At 72.5% G+C, this 26,273-nt stretch carries 27 protein-coding genes and 1 tRNA gene; 14 read left to right on the forward strand and 14 right to left on the reverse strand.

What is annotated here, in order from left to right; genetic code table 11:
* Positions 1 to 92 precede the first annotated feature (92 nt).
* Positions 93 to 830: a Tellurium resistance gene (locus tag ACF1GV_RS03140; protein WP_363268524.1), complete on the forward strand. Its 738-nt coding sequence runs from the start codon at positions 93 to 95 to the stop codon at positions 828 to 830.
* A 10-nt stretch (positions 831 to 840) separates the two neighbouring features.
* On the opposite strand, the gene ACF1GV_RS03145 is transcribed toward ACF1GV_RS03140, so the two are convergent.
* Positions 841 to 1,668, reverse strand: a complete 828-nt coding sequence (locus tag ACF1GV_RS03145) for a TerD family protein (protein WP_391677245.1) — start codon at positions 1,666 to 1,668, stop codon at positions 841 to 843.
* A 189-nt stretch (positions 1,669 to 1,857) separates the two neighbouring features.
* Between ACF1GV_RS03145 and ACF1GV_RS03150 the strand changes: the two genes are divergently transcribed.
* The 3 genes from ACF1GV_RS03150 to ACF1GV_RS03160 are packed head-to-tail and all read left to right on the forward strand — an operon-like array spanning position 1,858 to position 6,363.
* The gene (locus ACF1GV_RS03150; RefSeq protein ID WP_391677247.1) at positions 1,858 to 3,027 is read left to right on the forward strand and encodes an HpcH/HpaI aldolase/citrate lyase family protein; all 1,170 of its coding nucleotides are present in this window, start codon (positions 1,858 to 1,860) and stop codon (positions 3,025 to 3,027) included.
* Between the two features lie 13 nt (positions 3,028 to 3,040).
* A complete protein-coding gene (locus tag ACF1GV_RS03155; RefSeq protein ID WP_391677248.1) occupies positions 3,041 to 5,548 on the forward strand; it encodes a phosphoribosyltransferase in 2,508 nt (835 codons plus the stop codon).
* On the forward strand, positions 5,545 to 6,363 hold the full coding sequence (locus tag ACF1GV_RS03160) for an HAD family hydrolase (RefSeq protein WP_391677250.1): 819 nt from the start codon (positions 5,545 to 5,547) through the stop codon (positions 6,361 to 6,363). Before ACF1GV_RS03155 ends, ACF1GV_RS03160 begins: the two co-directional genes overlap by 4 nt.
* A gap of 224 nt (positions 6,364 to 6,587) precedes the next feature.
* Here the strand turns inward: ACF1GV_RS03160 and ACF1GV_RS03165 are convergent, their stop codons facing one another.
* Both ACF1GV_RS03165 and ACF1GV_RS03170 read right to left on the reverse strand, forming a co-directional pair.
* Positions 6,588 to 6,809 carry a zinc ribbon domain-containing protein gene (locus ACF1GV_RS03165; RefSeq protein ID WP_391677251.1) on the reverse strand — a complete coding sequence of 74 codons (222 nt, stop codon included), beginning with the start codon at positions 6,807 to 6,809 and terminating at the stop codon, positions 6,588 to 6,590.
* A gap of 9 nt (positions 6,810 to 6,818) precedes the next feature.
* Positions 6,819 to 8,195: a hypothetical protein gene (locus ACF1GV_RS03170; protein WP_391677253.1), complete on the reverse strand. Its 1,377-nt coding sequence runs from the start codon at positions 8,193 to 8,195 to the stop codon at positions 6,819 to 6,821.
* A gap of 325 nt (positions 8,196 to 8,520) precedes the next feature.
* Here ACF1GV_RS03170 and ACF1GV_RS03175 point away from each other — a divergent pair.
* The 3 genes from ACF1GV_RS03175 to ACF1GV_RS03185 all read left to right on the forward strand — a co-directional run bounded on the left by ACF1GV_RS03175 (position 8,521) and on the right by ACF1GV_RS03185 (position 9,957).
* A tRNA-Val gene (locus ACF1GV_RS03175) sits at positions 8,521 to 8,592 on the forward strand.
* Between the two features lie 205 nt (positions 8,593 to 8,797).
* Positions 8,798 to 9,199, forward strand: coding sequence for a DUF6153 family protein (locus ACF1GV_RS03180; RefSeq protein ID WP_391678472.1), 402 nt, complete (start codon positions 8,798 to 8,800; stop codon positions 9,197 to 9,199).
* A gap of 89 nt (positions 9,200 to 9,288) precedes the next feature.
* Positions 9,289 to 9,957, forward strand: coding sequence for a DUF305 domain-containing protein (locus ACF1GV_RS03185; protein WP_391677255.1), 669 nt, complete (start codon positions 9,289 to 9,291; stop codon positions 9,955 to 9,957).
* Here ACF1GV_RS03185 and ACF1GV_RS03190 read toward each other — a convergent pair.
* Together ACF1GV_RS03190 and ACF1GV_RS03195 are read right to left on the reverse strand one after the other, a co-directional pair.
* Positions 9,954 to 10,316: a hypothetical protein gene (locus ACF1GV_RS03190; protein ID WP_391677257.1), complete on the reverse strand. Its 363-nt coding sequence runs from the start codon at positions 10,314 to 10,316 to the stop codon at positions 9,954 to 9,956. The two genes, ACF1GV_RS03185 and ACF1GV_RS03190, sit on opposite strands and share 4 nt — an antisense overlap.
* A gap of 107 nt (positions 10,317 to 10,423) precedes the next feature.
* The gene (locus ACF1GV_RS03195) at positions 10,424 to 11,335 is read right to left on the reverse strand and encodes a ketopantoate reductase family protein (RefSeq protein ID WP_391677258.1); all 912 of its coding nucleotides are present in this window, start codon (positions 11,333 to 11,335) and stop codon (positions 10,424 to 10,426) included.
* Between the two features lie 101 nt (positions 11,336 to 11,436).
* Between ACF1GV_RS03195 and ACF1GV_RS03200 the strand changes: the two genes are divergently transcribed.
* Positions 11,437 to 11,667, forward strand: a complete 231-nt coding sequence (locus ACF1GV_RS03200) for a DUF2277 domain-containing protein (protein ID WP_361631929.1) — start codon at positions 11,437 to 11,439, stop codon at positions 11,665 to 11,667.
* 15 nt (positions 11,668 to 11,682) lie between these two features.
* On the opposite strand, the gene ACF1GV_RS03205 is transcribed toward ACF1GV_RS03200, so the two are convergent.
* The 3 genes from ACF1GV_RS03205 to ACF1GV_RS03215 all read right to left on the reverse strand — a co-directional run bounded on the left by ACF1GV_RS03205 (position 11,683) and on the right by ACF1GV_RS03215 (position 13,827).
* On the reverse strand, positions 11,683 to 12,315 hold the full coding sequence (locus tag ACF1GV_RS03205) for a DedA family protein (RefSeq protein ID WP_391677260.1): 633 nt from the start codon (positions 12,313 to 12,315) through the stop codon (positions 11,683 to 11,685).
* Positions 12,316 to 12,538: 223 nt separating this feature from the next.
* Complete coding sequence (locus ACF1GV_RS03210; protein ID WP_391677263.1) at positions 12,539 to 12,994, reverse strand: DoxX family protein; 456 nt, start codon at positions 12,992 to 12,994, stop codon at positions 12,539 to 12,541.
* A 188-nt stretch (positions 12,995 to 13,182) separates the two neighbouring features.
* Complete coding sequence (locus tag ACF1GV_RS03215) at positions 13,183 to 13,827, reverse strand: HNH endonuclease family protein (protein WP_391677266.1); 645 nt, start codon at positions 13,825 to 13,827, stop codon at positions 13,183 to 13,185.
* Positions 13,828 to 14,232: 405 nt separating this feature from the next.
* Here ACF1GV_RS03215 and ACF1GV_RS03220 point away from each other — a divergent pair, with 405 nt between their 5' ends.
* Both ACF1GV_RS03220 and ACF1GV_RS03225 read left to right on the forward strand, forming a co-directional pair.
* Complete coding sequence (locus tag ACF1GV_RS03220) at positions 14,233 to 14,814, forward strand: TMEM165/GDT1 family protein (protein ID WP_391677268.1); 582 nt, start codon at positions 14,233 to 14,235, stop codon at positions 14,812 to 14,814.
* Between the two features lie 150 nt (positions 14,815 to 14,964).
* Positions 14,965 to 15,630 carry an HAD-IA family hydrolase gene (locus ACF1GV_RS03225; protein ID WP_391677270.1) on the forward strand — a complete coding sequence of 222 codons (666 nt, stop codon included), beginning with the start codon at positions 14,965 to 14,967 and terminating at the stop codon, positions 15,628 to 15,630.
* Positions 15,631 to 16,159: 529 nt separating this feature from the next.
* On the opposite strand, the gene ACF1GV_RS03230 is transcribed toward ACF1GV_RS03225, so the two are convergent.
* Positions 16,160 to 16,879, reverse strand: a complete 720-nt coding sequence (locus tag ACF1GV_RS03230; RefSeq protein WP_391677273.1) for a peptidoglycan-binding protein — start codon at positions 16,877 to 16,879, stop codon at positions 16,160 to 16,162.
* Between the two features lie 509 nt (positions 16,880 to 17,388).
* Here ACF1GV_RS03230 and ACF1GV_RS03235 point away from each other — a divergent pair.
* Positions 17,389 to 19,428 carry an MDR family MFS transporter gene (locus ACF1GV_RS03235; RefSeq protein ID WP_391677275.1) on the forward strand — a complete coding sequence of 680 codons (2,040 nt, stop codon included), beginning with the start codon at positions 17,389 to 17,391 and terminating at the stop codon, positions 19,426 to 19,428.
* Between the two features lie 120 nt (positions 19,429 to 19,548).
* Here ACF1GV_RS03235 and ACF1GV_RS03240 read toward each other — a convergent pair whose 3' ends face one another.
* The gene (locus ACF1GV_RS03240) at positions 19,549 to 20,040 is read right to left on the reverse strand and encodes a GNAT family N-acetyltransferase (RefSeq protein ID WP_391677276.1); all 492 of its coding nucleotides are present in this window, start codon (positions 20,038 to 20,040) and stop codon (positions 19,549 to 19,551) included.
* Positions 20,041 to 20,227: 187 nt separating this feature from the next.
* Here ACF1GV_RS03240 and ACF1GV_RS03245 point away from each other — a divergent pair, with 187 nt between their 5' ends.
* Both ACF1GV_RS03245 and ACF1GV_RS03250 read left to right on the forward strand, forming a co-directional pair.
* Complete coding sequence (locus ACF1GV_RS03245) at positions 20,228 to 20,914, forward strand: hypothetical protein (protein ID WP_391677279.1); 687 nt, start codon at positions 20,228 to 20,230, stop codon at positions 20,912 to 20,914.
* 5 nt (positions 20,915 to 20,919) lie between these two features.
* Positions 20,920 to 21,525: a hypothetical protein gene (locus tag ACF1GV_RS03250; RefSeq protein WP_391677282.1), complete on the forward strand. Its 606-nt coding sequence runs from the start codon at positions 20,920 to 20,922 to the stop codon at positions 21,523 to 21,525.
* An 18-nt stretch (positions 21,526 to 21,543) separates the two neighbouring features.
* Here ACF1GV_RS03250 and ACF1GV_RS03255 read toward each other — a convergent pair whose 3' ends face one another.
* Positions 21,544 to 21,981 carry a DUF1992 domain-containing protein gene (locus tag ACF1GV_RS03255; protein WP_391677284.1) on the reverse strand — a complete coding sequence of 146 codons (438 nt, stop codon included), beginning with the start codon at positions 21,979 to 21,981 and terminating at the stop codon, positions 21,544 to 21,546.
* Between the two features lie 99 nt (positions 21,982 to 22,080).
* On the opposite strand from ACF1GV_RS03255, the gene ACF1GV_RS03260 reads away from it, so the two are divergent.
* Entirely contained in the window at positions 22,081 to 22,473 is a 393-nt protein-coding gene (locus ACF1GV_RS03260; protein ID WP_391677287.1) for a hypothetical protein, read from the forward strand.
* 34 nt (positions 22,474 to 22,507) lie between these two features.
* Here ACF1GV_RS03260 and ACF1GV_RS03265 read toward each other — a convergent pair whose 3' ends face one another.
* The 3 genes from ACF1GV_RS03265 to proP all read right to left on the reverse strand — a co-directional run bounded on the left by ACF1GV_RS03265 (position 22,508) and on the right by proP (position 26,027).
* Positions 22,508 to 23,176: an O-methyltransferase gene (locus ACF1GV_RS03265; RefSeq protein ID WP_391677290.1), complete on the reverse strand. Its 669-nt coding sequence runs from the start codon at positions 23,174 to 23,176 to the stop codon at positions 22,508 to 22,510.
* 46 nt (positions 23,177 to 23,222) lie between these two features.
* Positions 23,223 to 24,314 carry a DUF2330 domain-containing protein gene (locus tag ACF1GV_RS03270; protein ID WP_391677292.1) on the reverse strand — a complete coding sequence of 364 codons (1,092 nt, stop codon included), beginning with the start codon at positions 24,312 to 24,314 and terminating at the stop codon, positions 23,223 to 23,225.
* A 336-nt stretch (positions 24,315 to 24,650) separates the two neighbouring features.
* Positions 24,651 to 26,027 (reverse strand): glycine betaine/L-proline transporter ProP, encoded by a 1,377-nt coding sequence (gene proP, locus ACF1GV_RS03275; RefSeq protein ID WP_391677295.1) that lies wholly within the window; start codon positions 26,025 to 26,027, stop codon positions 24,651 to 24,653.
* Between the last annotated feature and the right edge of the window lie 246 nt (positions 26,028 to 26,273).

Consider the following 26,273-nt stretch of genomic DNA (forward strand, 5'->3'; position numbering starts at 1 on the left):
GAGGGAACGCTTCACGGCGGGGCGGCTGCGGAGGACGACTCCTCCCGGACAGCCGTCCCGCCGGTCTGTGCTGTGACACCTGGGGGCGGGAAATGGGACTCTTCGACGGGCTGCTCGGCGGACGCGCCGCCGACTTCGACTCGGGCAACGCCGCGACCAACGCCATCGAGCTGACCAAACGGCACCGCCAGGTCTCCCTCACCAAGCAGGGCGCGGCCACCGGCAACCTGCGGATCAACCTGGCCTGGCGGATGCGCACCTCCGACATCGGCGGCTCCCAGCGCGAGAGCCTGCTGCGCCACCCCTTCCAGGCCCTCAAGCCACCGGAGGTACTCGAACACAGCCAGTCCATGGTCAACGTCGACCTCGACCTGGGCTGCCTGTACGAGCTGACCGACGGCACGAAGGGGGTCGTCCAGCCGCTGGGCGGCTATCTCGGCGACGTCAACGCACCGCCGTACGTCAAACTCAGCGGCGACGACCGGTTCGGCTCGGGATCGGGGGAGACGATGTACGTCAACCTCGACCACCGCGAGGCCATCAAACGGCTGCTGGTCTTCGTCTACATCTACGACCAGACACCGGCCTTCGACCGTACGCACGCCATCGTCACGCTGTACCCCAGCAACGGGCCGCGGATCGAGATCGGCCTCGACGAACGGCACCCGCAGGCCCGCTCCTGCGCGGTGGTGATGATCGAGAACGTGAAGGGGGAACTGGTCGTCCGGCGCGAGGTGAAGTTCGTGTACGGCTTCCAGGGCGAGATCGACCGGCTGTACGGCTGGGGGCTGCAGTGGGGCAGGGGCTACAAGGCCAAGGCCGAACGGTAGCCGGGCGACGTCACCGCCCGACGAACTGCGGCCCCATCGGCGGCAGACGGAAGTCCGGGTCCGGGGCGCCCGTCACCGGCTGCGGATAGCCGTAGCCGTCCGCTGCCGCCGGGGGGTAGCCGTACGCCGGCCGGCTCTCCGCCTGCGGATAGCCGTACGCCGGCTGCAGCGGGGCCGTGGGCGGCGGCTGCTGGGGATAGCCGTACCCCGGCTGGGCCGGCACCGCCGACGGCGCTTCCGGGGGCAGGGGCTGGGACGGCGGTGCGGTGGCCGCCGGCTGCTCCCCGGCCGCCTCCTCCGACTCGTCCACCGAGATGCCGAAGTCCGTCGCCAGGCCCTTCAGACCGTTGGAGTAGCCCTCGCCGAGCGCGCGGAACTTCCAGCCCTCGCCCCGCCGGTACAGCTCCCCGCAGATCAGCGCCGTCTCCTCGCCGGTCTCCGGCCGGATCGCGAAGGACGCCAGCGCCTCCCCGTCCACCGCCGCGTCGTACAGAAGGATGGTCAGGTCCCGCACCCGGTCGAAGGCGACCCCGTCCGCCGAGGCGACCAGCACGATGCGCGAGACCTCCGCCTCCACCCCCGTGAGGTCCGTCTGGATCGTGTCGGTCAGGCCCTCGGCCAGCCGCTTCTTGCCCAGCCCCCACACCGCCCCCGACGGATGCCGGGGCTGGTTGTAGAACACGAAGTCCTCGTCCGAGCGCACACGGCCGTCGGAGCCCAGCAACAGCGCCGAGGCGTCCACGTCCGGCACACCCTGCCCCGGCGACCAGCGCAGCACGGCACGGACCGTCGCGGCCTCGACCGGGACGTTCGACCCCTTCAGCATCGCGTGCGTCATGCCGTCATCCTGCCTTCTGGGTCCTGTTCACGACAATGCGGGGTGGTCCCGCGCCGACACGGCGCTGCCTCGGGTGTGTTACCGGAAATTCATGCCCCGCGGGAACTCAGGACATGGGTCCGTACGTACTATTACCGGCCACCTTTTACCGCAACCACAGGCCAGAACCTTGCGCCCCGGGGGAGATACATGCGTCATTTCGGGCACATCGCCCCTGAGGTGCGGCAGCGCCTGTTCCACCGCCAGCCCTGCGAGTTCACCGCCGACTCCCCGGCCCGGCTGCTGTCCGCCGCCCTCGGCGCCACCCTGTACAGCCCGGCGACCCGCCCCCACCTGGCCGACGACATCGTCAAGCAGGCCGCACGCGGAGTCGTGTCCATGGTGCTGTGCCTGGAGGACTCCATCGGCGACGAGGACGTCGCGCACGGCGAGGACAACCTCGTCCGCCAGTTCGCCGATCTCGCCGGCCTCCCGGACGGCGACCGGCCCCTGCTGTTCATCCGGGTCCGCACCCCCCGCCAGATCCCCGACCTGGTGCGCCGCCTCGGCGCGACCGTCCGTCTGCTGTCCGGATTCGTGCTGCCGAAGTTCACCGAGGAACGCGGCATCCCCTTCCTCGAGGCCCTCGCCGTCGCCGAGGCCGGCTGCGGCCGCCGCCTGTTCGCCATGCCGGTCCTGGAATCCCCCGAGCTGCTCTACCGCGAGTCCCGCGTGGAGACCCTCGAAGGCATCTTCCGCGCCGTCGACAAGTACCGAGACCGGGTCCTCGCCCTGCGCCTCGGCGTCACCGACTTCTGCTCCTCCTACGGTCTGCGCCGCGCCCCCGACATGACCGCCTACGACGTCCAGATCGTCGCCTCCGTCATCGCCGACGTCGTGAACATGCTCGCCCGCGCCGACGGCACCGGCTTCACCGTCACCGGCCCCGTCTGGGAGTACTTCCGCGTCTCCGAGCGCATGTTCAAGCCGATGCTGCGCACCAGCCCCTTCCTGGAGGGGCAGGCCGTCGAACTGCGCGAGACACTGATCGAGCACGCCATGGACGGACTGCTGCGGGAGATCTCCCTCGACCAGGCCAACGGCCTGCTCGGCAAGACCTGCATCCACCCCTCCCACGTGCTGCCCGTGCACGCGCTGTCCGTCGTCAGCCACGAGGAGTACAGCGACGCCCAGGACATCCTGAAGCCCGAACGCGGCGGCGGGGGCGTCCTGAGATCGGCCTACACCAACAAGATGAACGAAGTGAAGCCGCACCGCGCCTGGGCCGAACGCACCCTGCTGCGCGCCGAGGTCTTCGGCGTCGCGGACGAGGGCGTCAGCTTCGTGGAACTGCTCGCCGCCGGCATACCCGGCCGATGAAACACAAGGACGGATGAAAAAAGCAGTGAACAACGGGGTCTGGTCCGGCACCTGGGTCGCCGAGCGGCTCGGCGTCGAACTCGTCGGCGACGACGGGCTCACCGAGCTGCTGGGACTCGCGCTGCGCCGCAACCCCAAGCGCGCGCACCTGCTCGTGTCCCACGTGCTCGGCAAGCACGTCCCGCAGTCACCATCGGTCGTCTACGGCTCCGGCCTGGCGCTCGGCCGCAGGGTCCGGGAACTGCTCGGAGCCGACGAGGCGGGCCGCGCCGTCGTCCTCGGCTACGCGGAAACCGCGACCGGACTCGGCCACTCCGTCGCCGACGGCCTCGGCACCGCGCCCTGCCTGCACTCCACCCGCCGCCCCGTGCCCGGCGTCGCCCGGGCCGGCGGCTTCGAGGAGTCCCACTCCCACGCCACCACCCACCTGCTGCTGCCCGAGAACCCGTCCCTGCTGGCGGGGCCGGGCCCACTGGTCCTGGTCGACGACGAGTTCTCCACGGGCAGCACGGTCCTCAACACGATCCGCGACCTGCACGCACGCTATCCGCGGCGACGGTACGTGGTCGTCGCCCTGGTCGACATGCGCTCACCGCAGGACACGGCGCGCCTGGAGGACTTCGCCCGGGAGATCGGCGCGCGCGTGGACCTGGTGGCAGCGGCGTCGGGCACCGTGAAGCTGCCCGAAGGGGTGCTGGAAAAGGGGCGGGACCTTGTAAAGAAGTATGAGGACGCCCACCTGGGGGCGCGGGGCGGTGACATATGCGGCTCCGCCACGTGGGCGCGATCAACGCCCACCGGCTCGCAGACGCCGGATGGCCATGTCACCCGGGTCGACTTGCACTGGCCCCACGGCCTCCCCGACGGCGGCCGGCACGGCTTCACCCCCGCCCACCGCCGACGACTGGACGCCGCCCTGCCGGCCATGGCGGCCCGCCTGGCCGAAGCACTGCCCTGTGATGTGCGCCGAGTCCTCGTCCTCGGCAACGAAGAGCTGATGTACACCCCGCTCAAGCTCGCCCGGGAACTGGAACACCTGCTGCCCTCGGCAGCGGTCCGCTTCTCCACCACCACCCGCTCACCCGTCCTCGCCGTCGACGACCCCGGCTACGCCATCCGCACCCGCCTGGTCTTCCCCGCCCACGACAACCCCGCCGACGGCCCCGGTGAGCGCTACGCCTACAACGTGGCCGGCGCCGGCTTCGACGCCGTCGTCGCCGTCGTCGACTCCGCCGGCGACACGGACGCGCTGCACGCACCCGGCGGACTGCTCGACCGGCTCGCCGCGCACACGCCGCACGTGCTCCTCACCGTCGTACCGTCGTACGTCCCCGAGCCCGCGCCCGCCCCCGAAAGGCCCGCCATGCTGCCCGAGCCACTCCGTGGCCCCGCCTTCTCCTCCTACGCGCCCGAGGAGGTCGGCTGGCTGCTGCAGGACCTCTCGGACGTCACGCTGGAGGCGCCCACCGAGGAACGCGAGGAGGCTATCCAGAGCGGCGGCGCCCACTACGCCGAGTCGCTGCCGGTGGAGTACCAGCCCAGCGAGCAGTACCAGAACCTCTTCCACCAGGCCCTGGACGTCTCCGCGGCCCGCATCGCGCACGCCGTCGGCGTGGTCACCGAAAGCGTCCTCGCCGAACGCTCGCCCCGCCCCGTGCTGGTCTCGCTCGCCCGCGCCGGCACCCCCGTCGGCATCCTCATGCGCCGCTGGGCGCAGTACCGGCACGGCCTCGACCTGCCGCACTACGCCGTGTCCATCGTGCGCGGGCGCGGCATCGACGCCAACGCGCTGCGCTGGCTGGCCGCCCACCACGACCCCGCCGACATCGTCTTCGTCGACGGCTGGACCGGCAAGGGCGCCATCACCCGCGAACTCGCCCAGGCCATAGAAAAGTTCGAGACGCAGGAGGGGATCACCGGCTTCGATCCGGAGATCGCCGTCCTCGCCGACCCCGGCTCCTGCGTGCGCACCTACGGCACCCGCGAGGACTTCCTCATCTCCTCCGCCTGCCTCAACTCCACCGTCTCCGGCCTGATCTCCCGCACCGTACTGCGCGCCGACCTGGTCGGCCCGCACGATTTCCACGGCGCGAAGTTCTACCGCGAACTCGCCGGCGCAGACCTCTCGAACGCCTTCCTCGACGCCGTCGCCGCCCGCTACCCCGAGGTCGCCGACACCGTCGACACGGCGGTCAAGGAACTCCTCGCGAGCGACCGCACCCCCACCTGGGCGGGCTGGGACGCCGTCGAGCGGATCAGCGAGGAGTACGGCATCCACGACGTCAACCTCGTCAAACCCGGCGTCGGCGAGACCACCCGGGTGCTGCTGCGCCGGGTGCCGTGGAAGATCCTCGCCCGCGAAGGGGCCGGCGCCGACCTCGACCACGTCCGCCTGCTCGCCGAGCAGCGCGGCGTCCCCCTCGAGGAGGTCGGCGACCTTCCCTACACCTGCGTCGGCCTGATCCACCCCCGGTACACGCGCGGCGCGACCGGCGCCGACGGCAAGGCGGTGACCCTGTGACGCCGGTGCTGGTGGCGAGCGACCTCGACCGCACGCTGATCTACTCCTCGGCGGCCCTCGCCCTGACCATGCCCGACGCGCGGGCCCCACGCCTGCTGTGCGTGGAGGTCCACGAGAGCAAGCCGCTGTCCTACCTGACGGAGACCGCGGCCCAGCTGCTGACCGACCTCGGCGACACGGCCGTCTTCGTCCCGACGACGACACGCACCCGCAAGCAGTACCTGCGCATCAACCTGCCCGGACCGTCCCCGGCATACGCGATCTGCGCCAACGGCGGCCATCTGCTGGTCGACGGGGTGACCGACGAGGACTGGCACGCGGGCGTACAGGCACGGCTCGCCGACGAGTGCGCGCCGCTCGCCGAGATCCAGGACCACCTGATGCGCACCGCCGACCCCGTCTGGGTCCGCAAGCACCGCACCGCCGAGGACCTCTTCGCCTACCTCGTCGTCGAGCGCGAACTGCTGCCCGAGGAATGGGTGAAGGAACTCGCCACCTGGGCGGAACCCCGCGGCTGGACGGTGTCCCTGCAAGGCCGCAAGATCTACGCCGTCCCCCAGCCGCTGACCAAGAGCGCGGCGGTACGCGAGGTCGCCCGCCGCACCGGCACGGACCTCACCCTGGCCGCCGGCGACTCCCTCCTGGACGCCGACCTCCTGCTCGCCGCCGACCGGGGCTGGCGCCCCGGCCACGGCGAACTGGCCGACGAGGGCTGGACGGCCCCGCACATCACGGCACTGCCGGAGCGCGGGGTGCTGGCGGGGGAGAGGATCGTACGGGAGTTCCTGAAGTCAACCAGGAGCGCAACCCCCTAGGGCCTCTCGTTTGGATCAGGCCGGATCAGGGAGCGGGGTCTGGTGCGTGCGGCTGCAAGGCGGAGGAGGGCGCCAACGCGGTGGGGGTCCCCCTGCTCGAAGAGCTTGGGGGAGTCGGCAACCGACGACGCGGCTGGGGGTCCCCCCTGCTCGAAGAGCTCGGGGGAGTGCGTGCCAGGCCCTGCGATGCCGGGGTGATCCAAACGACAGGGCCTGGACGCCGCCTACCCGCAGCAACCCCCACCACAACAACCGCCGCCCCCGCCCGCCGCACCAGGGGCGGGCGCCGGCGCGGAGGCCGCACCGCCCACAGCCACCGTCGACAGCAACTTCACCGTGTCGTCATGCCCGGCAGGGCACTGCGCCGGCGCGGACGACTCCGCCATAGGCCGGCTCAGCTCGAAAGTGTCACCACAGGTACGGCACCGATACTCATAGCGAGGCATGACAGAAGACTAACCGGCACCGTGGCCGCGCTCCTCGCGGATCTGCGCCACCACCCGGGCCACCGACTGCCGTACCGCTTCCGTCTCGGTCAGGAAGTGCCAGTAGTCCGGATGGCGCCCGCCCTCCAGACCGGCGACCGCCCGGTCCAGCCGCGCCACCGCGTCGTCCAGCGGCCGGGCGTGCCGCGGATCCGGCGTCGTACGGCCCGTCATCGCCAGCCGCTGCGCGTCCCGGATCGCGAACCGGGTGCGCTCGACCTCCTGCCGCGGATCCTTCTGCACGGCGTTCAGCCGCCGCAGCCGGTCACCAGCGGCCGACACGGCCTCGTCGGTGGCGTTCAGCAGCGCCCGCACCGTCGACAGCAGCGCCGTCGCGTCGGCCCACCGCTGCCCGTCCCGCGCGCCCTGCGCCTCCCGCAGCTTCAGCTCCGCCTGCCGCACGTTCTCCGCGGCCTGCTCCGGCACCGGCTGCAGGTCCTGCCAGCAGGCCACCGTGAACCGCCGCCGCAACTCGCTCAGCACCGGCTCGACCTGCCCGGCCCGGGTGGTCAGCGCCTGTGCGCGGGTCCGCAGCGACACCAGCCGGTGGTCGATCTCGGCCGCCCGCTCCGGCAGCCGCCCGGCCTCCGCCCGGACCGCCTCCGCCTCCCGCGTTACCCGCTCGGCCCGCTCCAGCGTCGGCGCCACCCCGTGCTGCCCGGCCCCCTGATGCAGCTTCGTCAGCTCCGGGGACAGCGCGGCCAGCCGCGCCGCGAGATCATCGGCCTTCAGCCCCGACTGCCGTACGGCGTCCAGCGCGCCCGTCGCCGCCAGCAGCGCCTGCCGGGCCCGCTCCACGGCCGGCGCGACCCGCGCCAGCTGCGTCTCGGCCTTGCCGAGCAGCGGCCCGAGCCCCTCGCCGAACCGTTCCAGCTCCCGCTTGACCCGCTCCAGCTCGTCCTTGGCCCCGCTCAGCTCGGTGCGCGCCCGCGTGGCGGCCGACGCCTCCAGGTCGTCGCGGTCCAGTTCGTGGGCGTCCACGGCCGCGATGTACTGCTGCGAGACCTCGTCGATGCGCCGCCCCAGCGCCTCGAAATCGCCGATCGCGCGCCGGGCGGCCGGGGAGTCGTCCACGGCCGCGATCGTCTCGACGGAGATCCGCAGGTCCCGCTGGGCGGTGTCCAGTTCGTAGAAAGCCGCGGCGGCGGCGTCCTTCGCGGCCTGCGCCTCGGCCCGCTGGCTCTCCGCCCGCCCGCCGAACCACCGCCGCGTGCCGCCGCCGGCGAAGGCCGCGGGCAGCGCCAGCACCGCGACCAGCGGCAGCCCCACCAAGGTGAGCGTGTCCCGCAGGGCGCGCGCGTACGACACCGACGGCGACGAGTACGGCTGCGCTGGTGTCGCCGTCACATCCCTCTCCCGTGCTGCGTTCGGCCCTGACCGCTGTCATTCTCCCACCGGTTGAAGACGAACACACGGGCCGGTCAGTTCGCCGTGCCCCCGGTGTTTTTCCCGTCACCGCTCAGCGTCACCGCTCCCCGCGAACACGACCCGCCCACCGAAGCCGCCCCGCGGCACGGACGGGGGCGAAGACCTTGTACCGGGCCGACGGCAGCGCCGGCCGTCACCGACCCCTCGCGTAGGACGGCCTCGACCCGGTCCGGTACGGCACGCAGCCCCTTGTTACGGGTTTGCCGTGCACTGCCCCAGGCAAGGTAGGCTGTCGACTCGTCTCGGGTGCGTAGCTCAGGGGTAGAGCGCCTGCCTTACAAGCAGGATGTCGGCGGTTCGAAACCGTCCGCGCCCACTGATCGCCGGCCCCTCGGAGGATTCTCCGAGGGGCCGTTGTCGTGTCCCGGGCGGCGCGTCAAGTCGTTGCGCTTGTCAGCGCCCGGTCACTCCTGCGCCTGGGTCTTCTCCTCCTTCGCCGGACAGCTCCCGCCGCCGGTGCGGTGACGCTCCGGGGCCCTTCGTCGTGTCGTCGGGGCGGGCTGCCTACGATGTGGGGCGTGATCCGGTTCGAGGTGGGGCTTTCCGTTGTGCCGCGGGTGCGGTGGCGGCGGGTGGTTGCCGTGCTCGGACTGCTGGCCGGGTTGCTGGGGATGCACGCGCTCGCGCCCGGTGGGGTCGTGCCGGAGCGGCATGGGCACATGAGCGCCCCGGCCGTCGCCGGCGTGGTCGCCGGGGACGGGTGTGCGGGGAGTGACGGGCACTGTGGCGGAGGGCATGTGCACCATGCCGACGTCACCTGTGCCTCCGCTGCGGTGAGCGGCGGCCCCGAGCTGCCCGCGCCGGTCGCCGCCCCGGGCCCCGTCGTCGTACCGCCCGGGACCGGGTGTGCGTATGTCGGTGCCCCGCCCGACGGGGCCCGTGCGCCGCCCTCTCTGGCCGAACTCCAACTCCTGCGGATCTAGACACCTCCCGTACCGCGCCGCCGTTTCCTTCCGCGGTGCGGTGCGTCCGCGTGTCGGCAGATCCACTTTCCACCTGCAGGAGTTCATCCATGAGCAACACCACCCGTACCCTCGCGCGCCGCGCCGGTCTCGTCGCCGCGGCCGTGAGTGCCGCGCTGCTTCTCGCCGCCTGTGGGGGCGGCAGCGGTGACGGCGGGCACGAGGGGCACGCCGCCCCGTCCGCCTCTGCCTCCGCCTCCGGGGGCGTGAGCGCCGGGGCGCACAACGCGCAGGACGTGGCCTTCGCGCAGGGCATGATCCCGCACCACCGGCAGGCGCTGGAGATGGCGCGGCTCGCCGCTGAGCGGGGGTCGTCGGCGCAGGTCAAGGACCTCGCGGCGCGTATCGAGAAGGCGCAGGACCCGGAGATCCGGACCATGAGCGGCTGGCTGCGGGCCTGGGGCGAGGACGTGCCCCAGGACGGCGGCGGCTCGGACATGCCCGGTATGGAGCACCACTCGTCGCACTCCGGTGCGTCCGGCATGGCGGAGATGCCCGGGATGATGGGCGAGCAGGACATGGCCGAGCTGCGGAAGGCCTCGGGCAAGGACTTCGACCGGCTGTTCCTGACCATGATGGTCGAGCATCACAAGGGTGCCCTGGAGATGGCCAAGGCCGAACAGGCCAAGGGCGCCTACGGGCCCGCGAAGAAGACGGCCGGTGACATCGTCACCGGCCAGAGTGCCGAGATCGCGGAGATGAACGGGCTGCTCCGCTAGTAGCCCTCGGTCCGGGCCTCGCCCTCGCCGGGTGGAGTCTCGTGCGCGTGCTTGAGCCGCGAACGGGCCTCCATCCGGCTCTCGGGCGCTATTTCGGACCAGAAGCGGTGCGTGGTGACGAACACCGCCAGCTCGTGTTCGCGGCGCCGGAGCTTTTCCACCTCGGCCTGCTCGTCGGCGGTCCAGCCGGGGGACGCGGGGCGTTCCAGCCTGCGCCAGCCGTTGTCGTCGCTGAAGCCGTCCAGCGGCTCGACCGACCAGGGGAGCCGCTTGAGCAGGGCCGACAGTTCGGCCCGGACCTGATGCAGCTCCTCCTGGCCGGCGAGGAGGTCACTGGGGAATTCATAGGTCGTAGCCACGGCACAATGCTACGCCTGTTCGAATTGAGGCAGCGAGCTGCTTCCGTGGCTTCACTCGAATGAGTGCACGAGGCTCCGGTACGTGCGTTCCCCTCCCGCCGCCGTGCTCAGTGCCCCGCTTCCCGCAGCTCCCGCACCACCCGCGCCGCCACCGGGACCGGCACACCGTGCCACTGTGCCGCACGCAGCAAGGCGCCGCCGATCGCGTCGAGTTCGAGCGGGCGGCCCGCCTCGGCGTCACGCTGCATGGAGGACTTCGTGGCGGCCGGGAAGCTGTCGTAACGGGCGAGGGAGGCCACCGCGTCGCCGGGGCCGCCGCAGGCACGGCTGACCGCCGCCGATTCCTCGGCGAGGGCGGTGAGCTCGTCGCGGTGGCGGGTGCGCAGCTCGCCCATCGGCAGGCCGTGGCGGGTGGTCAGCAGGGCCATGGGAGCCAGGAAGGCCAGCTTCGCCCACAGGGTGGCGGCCTCGTCGGTCAGTACGCGCGCGGTGATCCCGGCGTCCGACAATGCCCGGGCGAGTGCGGTGAGGCGGTCCTGCGGTACCGGGTCGCCGGTGAGGTCGACCTCGGCGAAGTCGGTGCCGTGTTCGATCATGCCGGGGGCGGTCCGGGTCGACTCGACGCGGATGACGGCCGGGGCGACGTGGTCGGGCCGGTAGCGCTCGCGCAGGTGCTCCGGGTGCTCGACGCCGTTGAGGAGCGGGACCAGCAGACCGTCGCCGAGGGCGGAGGGCGGGACACGGGTGAGGGCCGCGTCCAGCGCGGTGTGCTTGACGGCGACCAGGCAGGCGTCGACCGGCTCGCGCAGCTCGGTGTCCGCCTCCACCGGGACGGTGAAGTCGCCGAACCGGCCGCTGCGGACGCTGATACCGGTCGCGCGCAGCGTGCCAGCCGTGCTCTCGCCGGCCAGGCAGATCACGCGGTGGCCGGCCCGGGCCAGCAGCGCGGCGAGCAGGCCGCCGACGCCGCCGGGGCCGAGGACGGCCACGGTGAGTCCGTCGTGGGTCGGGAGGGTCATCGGGTGTGTCCTCTCGTCGGTCGGCCCCGTGGATGGTGGCCGCCTGGGAGGGAATCTTCGCACCGCTGCGGATCGGCCGGGGCAGGGGCCAGACTTGAGGCATGTGCCGGAGTATCAAGACCCTGCGCCCGCCCGTGCTCCCCGGTGAGGCCACCGAGGACGACATCCGGGCCGCCGCCCTGCAGTACGTGCGGAAGGTGTCCGGCTTCCGGGCGCCCGCCGCGCACAACCGGGAGGTGTTCGACCGTGCGGTGGAGGAGATCGCCGCCGCAACGGCCCACCTCCTCGACGAGCTGGAGGTGCGGGGCGCCCCGGCGCGGCGGGCGGGGTAGCGGCCGGGCGGCGGGTTACCGGCGCGCCGCCGCCCCCTGCACCGGCCGGCGGCGCATCACGTACACGGCGGCCGCGCCCGCGGCGAAGAGGGCCGCCACCGACACCCCCGTGGCCAGCCAGGTGGCGCCGAGCCAGTGGGCGCCGTAGTAGCCGAGGGCGGCGCTGTAGCCGGCCCACGACAGGCCGGCCAGGGCGGACCAGGGGAGGAAGTCGCGGGCCCGGTGGTGAGCGGCGCCGGCGCCGAGGGAGACGACCGAGCGCCCGGCCGGGGCGAAGCGGGCGAGGACGACGAGGGGGCCGCCGCCCCGGGCGAGAGCGGCGCCGAGACGTTCCTGCGCGCGGCTCAGTCTGCGGGAGCGGGCGATCGCGCTGTCCAGGCGGGCCACCCCGCGCCAGGCCAGCCGGTAGGCGACGAGGTCGCCGAGGACGGAGGCCGTCGCCGCGGAGAGGATGAGGAAGAGCAGGTCGGGGACCTTGGCAGGGCTCGCCGCGCCCGCCGCTCCGGTGCCCGCGGCCGCCGCCGTGGCCGCCGTGATGACGAGGACGCCACTGGGCAGTATCGGGAGGAACACGTCCAGCAGCACCGACGTCGCGACGACCGCGTAGATCCATGGGCTGCCGGTCAGCAACCCGACACTCTCCAGCACTGCGACTCCCCGTGATCCCCCGTGGGCCGTACCGTGCCGCGCGAGCGCGGGGAGCGGCAGTAGACCGGCCGATGACAGCCATAGAGCGTACGCCCGAGGTGGGACAGGAGTTTCGGCGGGGGCTGGAGTGTCGGAAGTTGCGCCGCTCGCGGCGAGGTGCGAACCGGCGCCGTAAGGCGGCCCGCGGCCGGACGCTGCGCTCAGCCCTACGGCGGGCGGATCCTCAGGCGGCCACCGGCGTCCGCTCCGGCGCCGGCCGCTGCGCGCTCTCGCCGCGCCGGGACAGCAGCCGGTCCACGCCGAACGCGCCGGAGCCGGTGAAGGCCAGCAGGAAGAACGCCCAGCAGAACATCACCGACGCCTCGCCGCCGTTCTGGATCGGCCACAGCCCCATGCCCTGGTGCACGTCGAAGTAGGCGTACGCCATCGACCCGGAGGCCACCAGCGCAGCGGCGCGCGTGCCCAGGCCCAGCAGGACCAGGCCACCGCAGACCAGCTGGATCACGGCCGCGTACCAGCCGGGCCAGGTGCCGGCCGCGATCGTGCCGCCGGTGCCGCCGGCCGCGCCGCCCAGGACGCCGAAGAGCGAGGCGGCACCGTGGCAGGCGAAGAGCAGGCCGACGACGATGCGGAACAGTCCGAGCACGTACGGCTGCGCGCCGTCGAGGCGTGCGGTCATGTGGGGGCTCCTTCGGTGGTCGAGCGGAACGACCTCGGCGGACCGGTCGTGGGGGACGGCGGCACCGAGTGAGCCCACAGGTTAGGCAGACCTAACGAGTGCTTGCAAGTTCAACATTCATCCTGGCGGTTTGCGGATTGGTACGGCCGCCGCCCCAGCGGGTCCGGCGGGAGCGGCGGCCGCCTGGCTCAGCAGCTCGCGAGGTAGTTCGTGAGCGCGTTCTTCTCGGCGGTGTCCACGGAGAGGTCGTAGTAGTACTTCACCTGCACCCAGGCGCGGACATACGTGCAGCGGTAGGCGGTGCGCGAGGGCATCCAGGTGGCGGGGTCCTGGTCGCCCTTGGCCTGGTTGACGCTGTCGGTCACGGCGATGAGCTGCGGACGGGTGAGGTCGTTGGCGAACGCCTGGCGCTGCGCGGTGGTCCACTTGCTCGCGCCGGAGTCCCAGGCCTCGGCGAGCGGCACGAGGTGGTCGATGTCGAGGTCGGAGGCGGCACTCCAGGTGGCGCCGTCGTACGGGGAGTACCAGCTGCCGCTGGTGGCGGCGCAGGAGGAGTCGGTGACGACGTTCGTGCCGTCGCGCTTGAGGACGGTCTCGCGGGTGTTGCAGGTGCCGCTGATGGTGATCCAGTGCGGGAAGAGGTCGCGGCTGTAGCCGGTGCGGTTCTCGGTGGCGACCGTGAGCTGGGAGAGGTAGCTGCGGGCGGTGGCGCCGCTGACCGGCGTGGGCAGGGCGGCGGAGGCGGTGGGGGAGTTGAACAGGGCGGCGGAGGCTGTCAGCGCGGTGAGCGCGGAGAGTATGCTCAGCCGTCGACGCGCGTAGAACTTGGGCATGCGAACTCCCTTGTGGGGTGGGGGTGTTGGAGCGCGGGCGCGAGAATGCTCGCGGTGCCGTGTTGCGGGGAGATGTGCGCGCGGTGAGAGATTAATGACGTGAACATGACACGACAAGGTTCACGGTCGAACTTTCCGCGCCGTACGAGGTCGCGCGCTCTTCCCGTACCATGGGTGGCGCAGAAGGGGAGTAGCTCTTCGCCGGTGTCGTCGACATACTGCTCGGTTCAGTCCGGGCCGGCGCCCGGAGGCGGATCCCGCGAGGATTGCGCCAGCGAGACCTTCGGCAACGCAGTGCACGCCCGTGCCGTACGGCACGGGCGCTCGAGTGTGCTGCCGTGCCGAGGTGTCTTGCGTGTGACGTACCGCACTCTCGGTGGGGCAGCCCCGACCGATTGAGGGACCTTGATCAGCATCACCGTGACGGCGCTCGTCTTCGGCGTCATCTTCCTCGCCGAGCTGCCGGACAAGACCGCGCTCGCCGGCCTCGTCCTCGGCACGCGCTACCGGGCCTCGTACGTCTTCGCCGGTGTCGCCGCAGCCTTCGCGCTGCATGTCGCGCTCGCGGTCGCGGCCGGCAGTGTGCTGACCCTGCTGCCGCAGCAGATCGTGCACGCGCTCACCGGCGTGCTCTTCCTGGGCGGCGCGGCCGTGCTGCTGCTGAAGAAGGGCGAGGACGAGGAGGAGGTCCGCCGGCCCGAGAACCAGACCTTCTGGAAGGTCGCCGGTGCGGGCTTCATGCTCATCCTGGTCGCCGAGTTCGGTGACCTGACGCAGATCATGACGGCGAACCTCGCCGCGCGCTACGACGACCCGCTGTCCGTCGGTCTCGGCGCGGTGCTGGGTCTGTGGGCCGTGGCCGGTCTCGGCATCGTGGGCGGAAAGGCCCTGATGAAGCGGGTGCCGCTGGCGCTCATCACCAAGATCGCGGCTCTGCTCATGCTGGCGCTCGGGGTGTGGAGCCTGTGGGAGGCGGTCGCCGGGTGAGTGCGGCGAACTTCGCGGGAGTGGTGGCGGGATGCCGGACTTGTTTTGTACCGTGGGGGAACAAAGTGGCTCCCGCCCGTTTTCCCTGACCGGCGGGCGGGACCACCTTGTCCCTCCGGGGCAAGTTCGCTCACTTCCTGGGAGTCGCCGATGCCGGCCACCGTCCTCACCGCCCGCGCCCTGCTGCTCGACATGGACGGCACGCTCGTCAACTCCGACGCCGTCGTGGAACGCGTCTGGCGACGCTGGGCCGAACGGCACGGACTCGACGGCGACAAGGTGATGAAGGTCGTCCATGGACGGCAGGGACACGCGTCGATGGCGGTCCTGCTGCCCGACCGGCCCATGGAGGAGAACCTCGCGGACAACGCGCGGATGCTCGCCGAGGAGACGGCGGACACGGAGGGCGTGGTGCCGGTGCCGGGGGCTGCGCAGTTCCTCGACTCGCTGGCCCGGCTCGGTGTGCCGCACGCCTTGGTGACGTCGGCGGACGTCGCGCTGTCCGGCGCGCGGATGGCGGCGGCAGGGCTGGCGCTGCCGGAGGTTCGGATCACGGCGGAGAGCGTGGGGGCGAGCAAGCCGGACCCCGAGGGCTTCCTGAAGGGCGCGGCGGAACTGGGCGTACCGGCCGCGGAGTGTGTGGTCTTCGAGGACTCCGGGGCGGGCATCGCGGCGGGGCGCTCCGCGGGGATGCGGGTGGTGGGCGTCGGCCCACGCGCCGCCGCGTACGGTCCTGACGCGTGGGTGCGGGACCTTGCGCAGGTCCGGGTCTCGGACGCGGGGGCGGGACTGTTCCGACTCCACGTCGAGCCGTAACGGCGGGCTGGGCTGCGCCGGGCGTTGCCCTGACCGACGCTGGGCCTTCGCGCCCGGCGTTTCGTGTTGTCCGGTGTGCTGCGGTGACCTCCGCGGGTGGCAGTGCCCGCAGCTGTGTCGGCAGGGCGGCCGCCCGGTGTTGCGGTGACCTCCGTGGGTGGGACGCGTAGCCCGGCGTTGACGGGGCGAAGCCCGTGCCCATCCGTGCCGCCCTGGGGGTCCCCCGGCAGGTGGCGACGACGGGCCGCAGTCGCCGACGGCGGGGAGGGGGCGGGGGGTGCCCGCCGGCAGCGGCCGGCACCGGGCAAGGGTGCCGTCGTCGGGGACGGGTGGCCGGACCGAGGACGGACACCGCCGCCCCGGCCCCGAGCCACCCACCGGCACGACGCGCTACATCAGCCGGCCACCGGACAGCAACGGGCCGCCGCAGGCATATAAGGGGCGCGGGGCTGTATTCGACATGCGGCTCCGCCGCGTGGGCGCGACCGGCTACAACGCACCCGCACAGGCCGCCGCAGGCACCCGCGCCTCACGGAGTCTCCGTCTCCGACTCCAGCATCGCCCGCGTCCGCGCCCCGTACACCCCCAGCCCGTCGTCCGTGACGCCTCTCGCCCACTGGTAGTTGCGCAACGCGTCCTCGACCTGGGCGTTGAAGGTGCCATTGGCGTCGCCGGTGTACAGGTGCAGCTGGCGAAGGCGCAGCTGGAGCTCCGTGACCTGCGGCCCCCGGTCACCGCGCCGCAGAACCTGTTCGCCGTCGCCCGGGGCGAACGAGGAGCTGCCGGAGGAGATCGTCGCCGTAGGAGTGGACACCGGCGTAGGCGTCGGGCTCGGCCTGGCGGCCGTGGACGCCGACGCCGAGGCCGACGCCGAGGCCGACGCGGACGCCGACGGCGTCGGAGAGGGACTCGCGCTCGTGCGGGTCGGGCCGGGAGCAGGCGAGGACACCGACGCGGAGGGCGACGGCGCAGGAGACGCCGGCCGCTCGGCCGTCATCGTGACCGTGTCCGGCACCGCCGCACGGACGCCTTCGGGTGCGGCACCCTCCCGGGACGGCGTGTCGTACGACAACAGTCCACTGGCCAGCCCGGCCACCGCCACCACCCCCGCGACGGCTCCGCCCGCGGCCAGCAGTGCGGCGGTACGCCGGCGCCGGCGCGGTACCGCGGCCCGGCGCCCACCCCGACGGGAGTCGTCGTCACCGACGTGCCCCGGCTCCGCCGCCTCGAACAGCCGCAGATCCGTCACGCTGGGCGCCGTGTCCGACGGCGCGAGAGGCATGGGCAGAACAGGGGAGACCGGGACCGCTCCGTCTTCCGCAGCAACCACCCCCAACGGCATGGTCTCCTCAGCCGCAGCGACCCCGTCCGCCCCCGCGCCCTGCGCCCCCGCCCCCTCCAGCTCCACATACGGCCTGATCCGCAGCGGATCGAAGTCCTCCGCCGCGGCCGCCGCGGCGCTGCGCGTGGCCCGCAGGGCGTCCGAAGCCCGCCGGGTGCAACCGCACGAAGGAGTGTTGTCGGCCGCCCGAGGCGCCCCGCACTCCGGACACGGATGCGCCCGCGCCTGCGCTTCCGCCCCACCCCCGTGTTCGTCCACGTGTTCGCCCCTCCCCATAGGAACTCCAGAGATTATGCGGTTCCTCCACACGAGCGAAGGCGGCTCGCCCCGGAATACTGGGCTCCAACAGGACTCAACAGGCCATAACCGGTCACACCGAACACGATGGATGTGTCACGAAACCCGGGGAGGTCTCCATGACCGTCGACGCGCAGGCCAGGACGGGAAGTGCGCAGCAGGAGCACGTGTCCGGCAACGTTCTCGTCTCCATCGGCGCTCTGCTGCTCGGCATGCTGCTCGCGGCCCTCGACCAGACCATCGTGTCGACCGCGCTGCCCACCATCGTCAGCGACCTCGGCGGCCTGGAGCACCTGTCGTGGGTGGTCACGGCGTACCTGCTGGCCTCCACCGCCGCGACCCCGCTGTGGGGCAAGCTCGGTGACCAGTACGGACGCAAGAAGCTCTTCCAGGCCGCGATCGTCATCTTCCTCGTCGGCTCCGCGCTGTGCGGAATGGCGCAGAACATGCCGCAGCTGATCGCCTACCGCGCCGTGCAGGGACTCGGCGGCGGCGGCCTGATCGTGCTGTCGATGGCGATCGTCGGAGACGTCGTCTCGCCCCGTGAACGCGGCCGCTACCAGGGGCTGTTCGGTGCCGTGTTCGGCGCGACGAGCGTGCTCGGGCCGCTGCTGGGCGGGCTGTTCACCGAACACCTCAGCTGGCGCTGGGTGTTCTACATCAACCTCCCCGTCGGCGCCGTCGCCCTCGCCGTGATCGCGACCGCGCTGCACATCCCGCGCCGCTCGACCCGGCACGTCATCGACTACCTCGGCACCGTCCTCATCGCATCCGTCGCCACCTGCCTGATCCTGGTCGCCTCCCTCGGCGGTACGACGTGGGACTGGGGCTCGCCGCAGATCATCGGCCTCGTGGTGCTCGGCGTCGTACTGGCCGGTGTGTTCGTCGCGGTCGAACACCGGGCCGCCGAACCCGTCCTGCCGCTGAAGCTGTTCCGCATCCGCACCTTCACCCTCTCCGCGGTGATCAGCTTCATCGTCGGCTTCGCGATGTTCGGGGCGATGACCTATCTGCCGACGTTCCTGCAGGTCGTGCAGGGTGTGACCCCGACCCTGTCCGGCGTGCACATGCTGCCGATGGTGTTCGGCATGCTGCTGTCGTCGACCGTCTCCGGGCAGATCGTCAGCCGTACCGGCCGCTGGAAGGTGTTCCCGATCGCCGGCACCGGTGTCACCACGCTCGGGCTGCTGCTGCTCCACCGGCTCGACGAGCACAGCTCGACGGCCGAGATGAGCGGGTACTTCTTCGTGTTCGGCCTCGGGCTCGGCCTGGTCATGCAGGTCCTCGTCCTCATCGTGCAGAACGCCGTCTCCTACGAGGACCTGGGCGTCGCCACCTCCGGCGCCACCTTCTTCCGCTCCATCGGGGCCTCCTTCGGCGTCGCCATCTTCGGCACGGTCTTCGCCAGCCGCCTCAGCGACAAACTCGCCGACGCCTTCCGGGGCGTACGGCTGCCGGGCGGGGCCTCCGCGGACTCGCTGAAGGCCGACCCGCGCGGCATCGGCGCCCTGCCGCCCGCGCTGCGGCCGGCGGCGCTGCACGCGTACGCCTCGTCCATCACGGACGTCTTCCTGTACGCGGCACCGGTCGCCTTCCTGGGCTTCCTGCTGGCATGGCTGCTGAAAGAGGACCGGCTGCGCGCCTCCGTCACGGCGCCGGACGTCACCGAGACCCTCGCCAGCAACCCCGTCGAGCGTTCCTCGTACGACGAGGTGTGCCGGGCGCTGTCCGCGCTGGGCACCCGGGAGGGGCGGCGCGAGGTCTACCGGAAGATCACCGAACGGGCCGGCTACGACCTGCTGCCGGCCGCGAGCTGGCTGCTGCTGCGGATCAAGCGGTACGGGCGGGTGGAGCCGGCCGTGCTGGCCGAGCGCAGCCCTGTGCCGCTGCGGGTGATCATCGAGGCCGCCCGGCAGATCGAGGGGCGGCAGCTGGCCCGCCGGGAGGGCATCGACCTGGTGCTGACCGAGGCCGGCGGCGAGGTCGCCGCACGGCTCGCGCAGGCGCGGGAGGAGTCGTTGGCGCACCTGCTCGGCGACTGGTGGGGCCCGGACCGCCCCACCGACCTCACCCACCTGGTCAAGCTCCTCAACGAGGAACTCTGCGGCTCCACCCGCGAACAGCCGCGCACCACGGGCCGAGCCGCAACCTCCGGCTGACCCCACCGGCCCGGGGCCGGTTCCCGGGGGCATCTCGCGCGGGTCGCGAGATCTGCCGGCCCCCGGACGGGACACCTCGCCGCCCGGTGGCGCCCCGGCCCCCGGACGGGATCCGCGTGCTCAGCCGAGCTTCTTGCGGAACCAGTGTTCCGCGTACGGGTCGTCGTTGTGGCGGTCGGTTTCCGTGTAGCCGAGGCGGGCGTAGAGGGCGCGGGCCTCCACCAGGTCGCTGCGGGTGTCCAGGATCAGCTCGGCGGCGCCCAGGGCCCGCGCGGCGTCCTCGGCGGCGGCCACCAGCCGGCCCGCTCCGCCCCGGCCGCGCATCCCGGGCAGCAGGAACACCCGCTTCAGCTCGGCCGTCGCCGCGTCCAGCAGCCGTACGCCCGCGCTGCCGGCCGGCTCGCCGCCGTACCGCGCGATCAGCAACTGCCCGCGCGGCGGCGCGAGGTCGGAGCCGTCTGCCGCGGCGATCTCCCGTTCCAGCTCGTCCGGGTCGGTGCGGCGCCCCTCGTGCAGCAGGTACCAGCGGTCGCTGACCTCCGTGTAGTAGGCCCGCCACAGGGCGCGGGCGTCCGGGGAGTCGTACGGCTCGGGGGCGACGGTCCAGGTCATGGCCGTCATTGTGGGAAGGCGACCCGGGTCCGCCGCAACCCAATAAGCGAACCGGCAAGCGAACCCGCAAGCGCACCGGTCGGCGAGCCCGGTGCACGGGCCGTTTGCCGGGCCGGGCGCGGGCAACCCGATGAGGGAAACCGGTCGGACGGGCCGGTCAGAATCGGAAGGCACCCGGAAGGCATTCATGTCCACAGGCGTGCTCATCGCTGTGATCGTCATCGTGGCGGCCGTCGTCCTTGTCGCGGCGGCCCTGACCCTGCGCGCCCGCGGTGCGGGCGGCGGCCGGAGTCTGAAGCGGCGCTTCGGACCCGAGTACGACCGTGCCGTGGCCCGGCACGACGGAGACGTCAAGGCCGCCGAGCGGGACCTCGCCCGGCGCGTCGAGAAGCACGGAGGGCTGCGCGAGCAGCCGTTGGAGCCGGCCCGGCGCGAGGAGTACGAGGCCCGCTGGACGGCGCTGCAGGAACACTTCGTCGACGCGCCGCGCGAGGCGGTCGCCGAGGCGGACCGGCTGCTGGCCGAGGTGGCCGGCGCCCGCGGTTACCCCGACGGCGGGCAGTACGAGGAGCAGCTCGAAGCGCTCTCCGTGCACCACGCCGGCCGTGTGGAGGGCTACCGGCACATGCACCGCGTCGCCCGCGCGCCGCTGGCCGCGGACGGCGAGGGGCCCGGCACGGAGGAGCTGCGCGAGGCACTCGTCGAGGCGCGCGAGCTGTTCACGGAACTCATCGCCCCGGCGCCCCAGGACAGCGGGCGGCACCGCGCGGACCGCGCCGAGAAGGACGGGCGCGAGCAGGTCGCCGCACCTCGGTCCACCCATCGCACCCATCAGCCGTGGGGGCTGACCCGCGGCCACGCCAAGGGGAGTTGACCGCCATGACCGACGACAGCCGTCAAGGCATGCGCCACGCCCCGGTGACGGAGGAACGCGCGCCCGTGGCACCCGCCGGGCACGCCGAAGGGCACACCGTGGCGCCCCCGGGGCAGGGACACACCGTGCCCGGCCTGGGCGACAGGTCCGTGACCGGCCCGGGCCCCGGCCGGTCGCCCCTGCCCGGCGACCCGGACGCACGCGGCGAAAGCGCCACCGGCACCACACGCGGCACCGGCACGACCGCGACGGGCGGCACGGCGACGGCCGGCACCACACCGACCGGCACCACGGCGACCGCGGCGGACAGCTCCAGTGGTGGCCCGCTCATGCCGCACGAGGAGGTGGACGAGTTCCATCAGAGGCTCTCGCACGCGCTGGCCGGCTTCGTCGACGCACCGCGTGACGCGGTGGAGGAGGCCGACCACCTGCTGCAGGAGATCGCCGCGCACGTCACCGACGCCGTCTCCCGGCGCCGCCGTACCCTGCGGATGTCCTGGCAGGGCGGCGAGGCCGGCGAGGACAAGCCCGCCACCAGCACGGACACCGAGCAGCTGCGGCTGGCTCTGCGCGACTACCGCGAGCTGTCCCGCCGCCTGCTGCACCTCTGACGCAGTCCACCGGCCCGCTCAGGGGGCCGGCCGGTTCACCGGACCGCCGCCCGCGGCCGTCCGCCGCTCACCCCACTGCCGTACGACCTCCTCGACGTCGTACGGCTTGCGGCCCAGCGGCGGGCCGGGCGGCGGTTTGAACATCATGTCGCGGATCTTGACGTTGATCTCGGTGATGATCCGCCGCACCAGCTGCTCCGACGGCGCCGCGTACGCCGCCGCGAGCGCGTCGTCGGCCTCCTTGCGCAGCGCCAGCGCGGGCGGCAGGACGGACAGACCCTCGCGGTGCAACTTGCGCTTGACCCACCACAGTTCGTCGTACGTCGACTCGATCTCGGGCGGCAGGGGCTCGCCCGCGCCGGTCAGCCGGTCGAAGTCACCGCGAGCCTGCGCATCGCGGATCTGCTTGTCGACCCAGGACTCGAACGGCACCCCGGGTGGCTTTCGCTCGGTCATGTACCCATTGTGCCGGACGGGGCCCCGCCGGCCGATCTATCATGCGGCGGCGGTGGACCAACCGGGCCGCCGCACCGCGACGTCGCAAAGGGAGCGCACGTGCTCGAACTCACCATGGCCTCCGTCTCCGGGGCAGACGAGGGTGCCACGGCCGGGATGACCATGGCCGACGCCCCCAGTGACCTGGGCGCCGTGCTGAGGGTCGGGCGCGACGCCGCAACGTGCCGGCTCGTCACGCCCGAGGACTGGCTGTTCGTCTCCCGCGTCCACCTGGAGTTCCTCTGCGGTCCGGACGGCGGCTGGCAGCTGACCTGGCTGCGCGGCTCGCAGCCGGACCCGTCCTCGGAGGTGCGGATGATCGTCGGCGAGTACGCCCAGCCCCTGGTCTACGGCGGGACGGTCGCGCTGCCCCGGGGCGGCTCCGGCGAGATCGTCATCCAGGACCGCACGGGCCCGCGCAGCGTGAACGTCGGCTTCTACCACGAGGTCTGAGCCGCGCCGGGGGCCGGCACAGCGCCCGCGGGTCTCACAGGACCCGGGCGAGCGCGAAGCCGTCGTAGCCCTTGCTGCCGACCGTCTGGATCGCGGTGCCGCTGAGCCGGGGGTGGGAGCCGATCAGTTCGATGGCGGTGCGGGTGCCGCGGACGTCGGGGTCCTCGCTGCCGGCGTCGGCGACGCGGCCGCCGCGGACCACGTTGTCGACGACGATCAGGCTGCCTGCGCTGGTGAGCCGCAGCGCCCACTCCACGTAGTGGGCGTTGTTGGCCTTGTCGGCGTCGATGAAGACCAGGTCGAAGGGCGGCGGGTTCTCGTCGGCGAGCTGTGGCAGCGACTCCAGGGCCGGGCCGACGCGCACCTCGACGAGTTTGTCCAGGCCCGCCCGGGCGATGTTGCGGGTGGCGATCTCGGCGTGCTTCGGGCTGTACTCCAGCGAGATCAGCCGGCCGTCGGCGGGCAGCGCCCGGGCCAGCCAGATCGTGCTGTAGCCGGCCAGGGTGCCGATCTCCAGGACGTTGCGGGCGCCCTGGATCTGGGCGAGCAGCTGCAGGAACTTGCCCTGGGTCGGGGTGACGTTGATCCGCGGCAGCTGCGCGGCCTCGCTGTCGCGCAGCGCGGCCAGCAGCGCCTCGTCGTCCAGCGCGAGGTGGGTGGAGAAGTAGTCGTCGACGTCGTCCCAGAGCTGCGACCCGCTCATGCGTCTGCACCTTCCATGCGAATCCCGCGTCCCACGGCACAGCATTTCAGAGGTTGGGCACGGGTGCCCGGGAGGTGCGGCGTGTGGCGCGTACGGTCCACACGGCGATCACGGCCGCCAGCGCCGTCAGGCCGCCGCCCGTGGCCACCAGCCACGCCGGCAGTCCGGCGATCTCGCGCAGCCGGTAGCTGTAGACGACCTCGCGGTACGTACGGTCGGTCGCGGTGCGCCGCAGCTCATGGTCGCCGTCGATGCGGGACGGCACCGGAAACTCCTGGTCGAGGGCCGTCAGGTACTCGGTGCCGTGGCTGATCTCGGCCAGCGGGCCCCAGGGGTCCCTGACGCGTCCGGCGAAGGTGACCTTCGGCCGCTCGCCGCCGATGGACGTGCGCGGCTCCATGCGGTGGGCGGCGAGCAGGTACAGGCCGAGCGACTGCGGGTTGGCGGCCAGGCGGGAGAGCCGCATCGGGTAGACCGGTGCGTCGGCGGCGAAGGTGAGGTGCAGTGGGTCGAGGGCGCCGTACAGGGGGGTGTGGGTGCTCTGCGGGGCCAGGCGGATCGCCACGTACTCCCAGTGGCGGTCGACGTACGGCTGGAGTGCCTGCGCGAGGCGGGCGGGCAGGGCGAAGCCGTTGCGGTGCAGCCAGTCGCTCAGCGCGGCCGGGTCGTCGGCGGTGAGGCGGGCCACGTCGAACGGGCCGAGCCGCTGCCGGCTGACGACGCCGACACCGGCACCGGCCGACGGCGGGGCCGCCGCGGAGGCGCCGTCGTCCCCCGAGGCGAACGGCCAGTCGCCGGAGCGGGGCCAGAAGTAGTACCGCGTGCGGTGCTCCGGGGCGGTCTGCTCCCGCAGCTGGTCGAAAAGACGGGGGTCGCCGAGGCGGACGGTGGCACGGTGCGGGACGGGCATGATCCAGGCGGCGCGGTCGGCGGTGCCGGCGACGGTCAGGCTCATCACGATCTGCTCCTGCCGGCCGTCCCACCGCACGACGGACACCTCGCGGTCCACTCTGACCTGCTGCTGCCCGCTGGGGATCATCGCCCCACAGCCACAGGCATACGCCGGCGCGGCGAGCCAGGCGAGCTGGATGCCGAGCAGAGTGAGAACGAGGGTGAGAATACGAGGTGTTGTGCGCACGCCACGTAAGGACGACCCCCCGGAGCCAACGGTTCCGCCAGCGGGAGGGCTGTGACCGGCCGGAGCTGGGGTGAGTGGCCCGGCGTTGGCTTCGCACGCGGTGCTGCGGCCGGCCGGGGGTGGGTGGCGCAGCCCGGCGCGACGGGGTTGCCTCCCCCTCACCCACCGGCACAGCGCGCGACACCAGCCACCCACGCACCGCGAGGGGCCGCCGCAGGGCCATAAGGGGCGCGGGGCTGTATTGGACATGCGGCTCCGCCGCGTGGGCGCGACCAGCGACAACGCAACGCGCAGACAAACGACGGCCCGCCCCCGCCCCGCCGGACGGCGCCGGCGTCACGCCGCCCGCGACACCGCCGGCGCAGACCCCGGCAGCGGGCGCCCCGCCGACTCCGCCATGTACCAGACGGCCACGCCACCCACGACCGCCGCCGCCATCATGTAGTACGCGGGCATCATCATGTTCCCGGTCGCCCCGATCAGCGCCGTGACCACCAGCGGCGTAGTCCCCCCGAACAGCGACACGGAGACGTTGAAGCCCACGGACAGCGACCCGTACCGCACCCGCGTCGGGAACAGCGCCGGCAGCGCGGAGGGCATCGCGGCGGTGAAGCACACCAGCAGCAGCCCCAGCGCCCCCATGCCCAGCGCGACAGCGACCAGGCTGCCCTGCCGGATCAGCAGCAGCGCCGGGACGGACAGCAGCAGGAAGCCCACGCACCCCGCCGCGATCACCGGACGACGGCCGACCCGGTCGGTCAGCGCACCCGCGAACGGCTGGACGATCATCATCACGGCCATCACACCGAGCACCACGAGCAGCCCGTGCGTCTCGTCGTACTTCAGCTCACTCGTCAGATAGCTCGGCATGTACGACAGCAGCATGTAGTCGGTGACGTTGAAGACGAGCACCAGGCCCATGCACAGCAGCAGCGCCTTCCACTGCCCGGTGATCATCTCCCGCAGCGGCACCTTCGGACGCGCCGACTCCGCCTTTTCCATCTCCGCCGCGAACGCCGGGGTCTCCTCCAGCTTCATCCGCAGATACAGGCCGATGATCCCCATCGGGCCCGCGATCAGGAACGGGATGCGCCAGCCCCACGAGGTCAGCTCGTCCGTGGACAGCAGCGCCGTCATCAGCGTGACCAGCCCCGCACCGCCGATGTAGCCGGCCAGCGTGCCGAACTCCAGCCAGCTCCCCAGGAACCCGCGCCGCTTGTCAGGGGCGTACTCGGCGATGAACGTGGACGCACCGGCGTACTCGCCGCCGGTGGAGAACCCCTGCACCAGCCGCGCGGCGAGCAGCAGCAGCGGCGCGCCGACGCCGATGGAGGCGTACGACGGGATCAGTCCGATCGCGAACGTGCCCGCCGCCATCATGATCATGGTCACCGCGAGCACCTTCTGGCGGCCGACGCGGTCGCCGAGCGGTCCGAAGACCATGCCGCCGAGCGGCCGGACCAGGAAGGCCGCGGCGAAGGCGCCGAAGGTGGACAGCAGCTGGGCGGTCGGGTTGCCCGAGGGGAAGAAGACCTTGCCGAGGGTGACTGCGATGTAGCTGTAGACACCGAAGTCGAACCACTCCATGGCGTTGCCCAGCGCCGCCGCCTTGACCGCGCGCTTGACGAGCGCCGGGTCGGTGACGGTGACGTCCGGAGTCTTCTTCAGGGTGATGGGCCTGACGGGATGAGCGGCTGCGGTCGTTGCCGACAAAACTTCGCTCGCCTGCCTTTCGACGGGGACAAGGACAGGGCCCACGCGACGGCGCTGGCGGCGGACCGAAAACCGACCATAGGCGCCGTTGGTCCCGTTACGGGGCGTACGCACCTCGTTGCGTGATGCAGCTAAATGTCGGTTGTCCAGGGGCATCTGCCCGCTCCGGCCGCGAGCACCCGCCGCCCCGGTGTGACCCTTCTCGCGCCGCGCGCAGGCGTTCACAAGCCGGACGGTCTATCGTCT

The organism is Streptomyces sp. NPDC014006 (assembly GCF_043088925.1).
Lineage (GTDB): Bacteria > Actinomycetota > Actinomycetes > Streptomycetales > Streptomycetaceae > Streptomyces.

Excerpts from the sequence above, each read along its gene's own strand:
- ACF1GV_RS03155 (WP_391677248.1), top strand. The coding sequence starts at position 3,041 with ATGAAAAAAGCAGTGAACAACGGGGTCTGGTCCGGCACCTGGGTCGCC.
- ACF1GV_RS03250 (WP_391677282.1), top strand. The coding sequence starts at position 20,920 with ATGACCGACGACAGCCGTCAAGGCATGCGCCACGCCCCGGTGACGGAG.
- ACF1GV_RS03225 (WP_391677270.1), top strand. The coding sequence starts at position 14,965 with ATGCCGGCCACCGTCCTCACCGCCCGCGCCCTGCTGCTCGACATGGAC.
- ACF1GV_RS03200 (WP_361631929.1), top strand. The coding sequence starts at position 11,437 with ATGTGCCGGAGTATCAAGACCCTGCGCCCGCCCGTGCTCCCCGGTGAG.
- ACF1GV_RS03235 (WP_391677275.1), top strand. The coding sequence starts at position 17,389 with ATGACCGTCGACGCGCAGGCCAGGACGGGAAGTGCGCAGCAGGAGCAC.
- ACF1GV_RS03265 (WP_391677290.1), bottom strand. The coding sequence starts at position 23,176 with ATGAGCGGGTCGCAGCTCTGGGACGACGTCGACGACTACTTCTCCACC.
- ACF1GV_RS03165 (WP_391677251.1), bottom strand. The coding sequence starts at position 6,809 with ATGCCTCGCTATGAGTATCGGTGCCGTACCTGTGGTGACACTTTCGAG.
- ACF1GV_RS03150 (WP_391677247.1), top strand. The coding sequence starts at position 1,858 with ATGCGTCATTTCGGGCACATCGCCCCTGAGGTGCGGCAGCGCCTGTTC.
- ACF1GV_RS03195 (WP_391677258.1), bottom strand. The coding sequence starts at position 11,335 with ATGACCCTCCCGACCCACGACGGACTCACCGTGGCCGTCCTCGGCCCC.
- ACF1GV_RS03145 (WP_391677245.1), bottom strand. The coding sequence starts at position 1,668 with ATGACGCACGCGATGCTGAAGGGGTCGAACGTCCCGGTCGAGGCCGCG.
- ACF1GV_RS03245 (WP_391677279.1), top strand. The coding sequence starts at position 20,228 with ATGTCCACAGGCGTGCTCATCGCTGTGATCGTCATCGTGGCGGCCGTC.
- ACF1GV_RS03240 (WP_391677276.1), bottom strand. The coding sequence starts at position 20,040 with ATGACCTGGACCGTCGCCCCCGAGCCGTACGACTCCCCGGACGCCCGC.
- ACF1GV_RS03255 (WP_391677284.1), bottom strand. The coding sequence starts at position 21,981 with ATGACCGAGCGAAAGCCACCCGGGGTGCCGTTCGAGTCCTGGGTCGAC.
- ACF1GV_RS03185 (WP_391677255.1), top strand. The coding sequence starts at position 9,289 with ATGAGCAACACCACCCGTACCCTCGCGCGCCGCGCCGGTCTCGTCGCC.
- ACF1GV_RS03215 (WP_391677266.1), bottom strand. The coding sequence starts at position 13,827 with ATGCCCAAGTTCTACGCGCGTCGACGGCTGAGCATACTCTCCGCGCTC.
- ACF1GV_RS03140 (WP_363268524.1), top strand. The coding sequence starts at position 93 with ATGGGACTCTTCGACGGGCTGCTCGGCGGACGCGCCGCCGACTTCGAC.
- ACF1GV_RS03210 (WP_391677263.1), bottom strand. The coding sequence starts at position 12,994 with ATGACCGCACGCCTCGACGGCGCGCAGCCGTACGTGCTCGGACTGTTC.